The sequence below is a fragment of the Pseudomonas sp. HMWF021 genome, from assembly GCF_003061005.1.
In the GTDB taxonomy this organism is placed as follows: Bacteria; Pseudomonadota; Gammaproteobacteria; order Pseudomonadales; family Pseudomonadaceae; genus Aquipseudomonas.
In genome coordinates this window covers 3366-7692 of the sequence record NZ_QAIK01000139.1, presented here as the reverse complement: position 1 = coordinate 7692, position 4327 = coordinate 3366, and the positions used below count along the sequence as shown (strand labels likewise).

The following is a 4327-nucleotide window of genomic DNA, read 5'->3' as shown; positions in this document are numbered from 1 at the left end:
GAACTGCCGAACCTCAAGACCGGGGTCGGTATCGGTGTGCGCTGGGTCTCGCCGGTGGGGCCGATCCGCCTCGACCTGGCCCACGCGCTGGACGACGACGGCGGCATCCGGCTGCACTTTTCCATGGGGCCTGAGCTGTGAAGCGTGGTTTGAAAATAGCGGCACTGGCGTTGTTGGCGCTGGTGCTGTTGATCGTATTGAGCGTCACCGCAGTGCTTGGCACGCAAGCGGGCAGCCGTTGGGTGCTGGGGTTAGTGCCGGGTTTGAGCGTGGAAAATTTCCAGGGTCGTCTCGGCGGCCAATGGAGCGCCGACCACCTGCTGTGGCAGCAGGACAGCAGCCGCGTCGAGCTGAGCAAGCCGATTTTCGCCTGGTCGCCGTTGTGCCTGACGCGCATGACTTTGTGCATCGAACAGCTCAAGGCGGATCAGGTGATCCTGCAATTCCCGCCGAGTGAGGAAACCACTGACAGCGGCCCGATCAAACTGCCGGACTTGCAATTGCCGGTGGCCATCGAGCTGGGTGACGTGCAAGTCGGCAGCCTGCTGTTCAACGGCAGCGAGCAACTCAAGGGCCTGCAACTGGCGGCGCACTGGACCGCGCAAGGCATGCAGATCGACAGCGTGAAACTGCAACGCGACGACCTGAGCCTGAACCTTTCCGGCCTGCTGCAACCGACCGGCAACTGGCCGCTGAACATTGCCGGCGACCTGACCTTGCCGTCACCGGGCACTGGCCCCTGGACGCTGGCGCTCAAAGTGGACGGCGATCTGCTGAAAACACTCAATCTGCACGCCGACAGCCACGGTTACCTCGACGGCCAGTTGAGCGGCGAGCTGCAACCGCTGGCAGAAAACCTGCCGGCCAAGGTGCGCATTACCAGCGATGCGTTCAAACCCGGCGCTGACCTGCCGGACACTTTGCAACTGAATCAATTGGTGCTGACCGGCGAAGGTGACTTGAAAAACGGTTACCAGCTCAACGGCAATGCCACGCTGCCCGCCGATAAAGGCCCGGTGGCGCTGCTGCTCAAAGGCAAAGTCGACGCCAGCGGCGCGCAGATCGCCGGCCTCGACCTGACGGCCAACGACAAGCAAAGCTTGAAGCTCACCGGCAGTGTCGACTGGAGCAAGGGCCTCACGGCGCAGGCCAACGTCAACTGGCAGGATTTCCCGTGGCATCGGCTCTACAACGAAATCGATGAGCCGCAAGTCGCCTTGCGTACCTTCACTGGCGAAGTCTCCTACACCGACGGTCAGTACCTCGGTAACTTCGCCGCCGATCTCGATGGCCCGGCGGGGGCTTTCAGCCTGAGCAGTCCGTTCAGCGGCAACCTGAAGCAGATCGCCTTGCCGCAATTGCAAATGCAGGCCGGGCAGGGCAAGGCCGAAGGTCATGTCAATGTGCAGTTCGCCGACGGCATCGCCTGGGACACCGCGCTGGAGCTGTCAGCGCTGAACCCGGCGTACTGGGTGGCGGAGTTGCCGGGCACCCTGGCCGGGCCGCTGAAAAGTAAAGGCGAGATGAAGAACGAACGCCTGAGCCTCACCGCCGATCTCGACCTCAAGGGCAAACTGCGCGGCCAACCGGCGATCCTCCAGGCCAAGGCGGACGGTGCTGGCGAGCAGTGGAACCTCAACGCTTTGCAAATCCGCCTCGGCGACAACAGCATCAGCGGCAAGGGCAGCCTGCAACAGAAACTCACCGGGCAGATCGACATCAAGCTGACGCGTCTGGCCCAGCTCTGGCCGCAATTGCGCGGACAGGTCAACGGTCAGGTCAACGTCGCCGGCACGCTGAAAGCACCGCAAGGCAAACTTGATCTGCAAGGTTCGCAACTGGCGTTTCAGGACAATCGCCTGCAAAGCCTCAACCTCGACGCGACCCTCGACAGTGCGCAACGGGCGAAGATCGATTTGAAAGGCAGCGGGATTCAGGCTGGCGATACCAACCTCGGTGTGTTGACCGCCAGCGCCCAGGGCGACATCAAGAGCCAGAAACTCAACCTCGACCTGCTCGGGCCGAAGCTGAAACTGGCCCTCGGTCTGGACGGCAATCTGGACAAGGGCAACTGGCGCGGGCGTCTGGCCAGCGGTGACATTCAGGCCGGCGGCCAGGACTGGAAACTGCAGGGCCCGGCCAAACTCGAACGCCTCGCCGACGGCAAGATCAACTTCGGCGCGCATTGCTGGATGTCCGGCAACGCCAGCCTGTGCGGTGAAGACCAGCGTCTGCTGCCGGAGCCGAAACTGCGTTACCACCTCAAGCAGTTCCCGATCGAAAGTCTGGCGCAATGGTTGCCGAAAGACTTTGCCTGGCAGGGCAAGCTTAATGCCGACCTGCAACTGGACCTGCCGGCCAGCGGCCCGAACGGCGTGGTCAGCATCGACGCCAGCGGCGGAACTTTGCGCATGAAGGAAAAGGATCATTGGCTGGACTTCCCGTACCAGACGCTGAAGCTCACCAGCAAACTCACGCCGAAGCGCATCGACACCGACCTCAACTTTGTCGGCGGCAAACTCGGCGAATTGATGGTGCAGGCGCAGCTCAATCCGTTGCCGAAAAACAAACCGCTGAGTGGTTCGTTCCGTCTCAGCGGGCTGGACCTGTCAGTGGCGCGGCCGTTTGTGCCAATGGTCGAGAAACTCACCGGGCGCCTGAACGGCAGCGGCACGATTTCCGGCGGGCTGCTGGCGCCGCTGGTCAACGGTACGGTCAAACTCAGCGACGGCGAAGTCTCCGGCGCCGAGTTGCCGATGGAACTCAAGAACCTGCAGCTGCAAGCGGTGATTGCCGGCGAATCGGTGCGCCTGGACGGCGGCTGGAACAGCGGCAAGACCGGGCAGGGCAGTCTCAATGGCAACGTCGCCTGGGGCCAGGCGCTGGTGGTCGATCTCGCGTTGAAAGGCACGCAATTGCCGGTCACCGTCGAGCCGTACGCCAAGCTGGAAGTGGCTCCGGACCTGAAGATTTCCATGGCCGGCGATGAGCTGAAGATTGCTGGCAAGGTGCTGGTGCCCAACGGTGAAATCACCGTGCGCGAACTGCCGCCATCGACGGTGAAAGTCTCCGACGACACGATCATCGTCGGCGCGCAGACCGAGGAGGGCAAGGCGCCGCTGGCGATGAAAATGGACATCGATGTGATCGTCGGTCAGAACAAACTGAGTTTCGCCGGTTTCGGCCTGACCGCCAATCTGCAAGGTCAGGTGCACATCGGCGACAACATGGATACCCGCGGCGAGTTGTGGCTCAACGACGGCCGATACCGCGCCTACGGCCAGCGCCTGAACGTGCGCCGGGCGCGTCTGTTGTTTGCCGGTCCGATCGATCAGCCGTATCTGGACATCGAAGCGATCCGCCAGACCGACGACGTGATCGCCGGCATTCGCCTGAGCGGCAGTGCCGAGCAACCGACCACGCAAATCTTCTCCGAACCGGCCATGAGCCAGGAGCAGGCGTTGTCCTATCTGGTGCTGGGCCGACCGCTGAGCACCAATGGCGAAGACAACAACATGCTCGCGCAAGCGGCGTTGGGGTTGGGCCTGATGGGCAGTTCCGGGGTGACCAGCGGTTTGGCCAAAGACCTGGGGATTCAGGACTTCCAGCTCGACACCCAGGGCAGCGGCAACACCACCAGCGTGGTCGCCAGCGGCAACATTTCCGAGAAGCTCAGTCTGCGTTATGGCGTCGGTGTGTTTGAGCCGGCCAACACCATTGCGCTGCGCTACAAGCTGAGCAAGAAGGTTTATCTCGAGGCGGCCAGCGGTGTCGCCAGTTCGCTGGATATTTTCTATAAACGCGATTTCTAGACCGTGTGCCCCTGGCCGGGTCGCGACACTGCGATCCGGCTGTTTCAGGGTGTATTAGACTTAGCGCAGCTCGAAGGCTGCGCGGTTCGCGGCTGCCGGACGCGAACAGGGGCGCCTATGGTCCGTTTGAGTATGGTCTTGCTCGGTAATGAGTTTGTCCGCAAGCGTTGGTCCGCGCTGGCGCTGACCGGCATTGTCTGGGGCGCGGCCGGAGTGGCGATCTTCATCGATGCGCTGGATGGCGTTCTGTATTTTCCGCTGCACCTGTTTGGCTATTTGCTGTTGCTCGAAGCGCTGATCATTCTGCTGGTGCCGACGCCACAGACCGGCACTGCAGCGGCTCTGCGCAAGGCGCGCGGTCTGGCGTTCCTGATACTGGGGCTGCTGATTGTCGACAGACAACATGCGGCCAGTCTGATTCTGGCGGTGCTGTTTGGTGGGGCGTTCCTGCTCGACGGCGGCTTTCGGTTGGCGGCTGCGCTGGTGGTGCGCTTTGTCGGTTGGCGACTGTCGCT

2 protein-coding genes and 1 pseudogene are annotated in these 4327 nt (G+C 62.4%); all 3 read left to right on the top strand.

Annotation, left to right across the window (positions count from 1 at the left end):
- Window positions 1–141, top strand: a 141-nt coding sequence (locus DBR18_RS19530) for a BamA/TamA family outer membrane protein (protein ID WP_146188774.1), incomplete at its 5' end; no start/stop codon positions are given.
- Window positions 138–3812: a translocation/assembly module TamB domain-containing protein gene (locus tag DBR18_RS19525; protein ID WP_108591532.1), complete on the top strand. Its 3675-nt coding sequence runs from the start codon at window positions 138–140 to the stop codon at window positions 3810–3812. The genes DBR18_RS19530 and DBR18_RS19525, both read left to right, overlap by 4 nt.
- Before the next feature lie 117 nt (window positions 3813–3929).
- Window positions 3930–4327 (top strand): annotated as a pseudogene (locus DBR18_RS29490) (hypothetical protein); the annotation flags it as partial.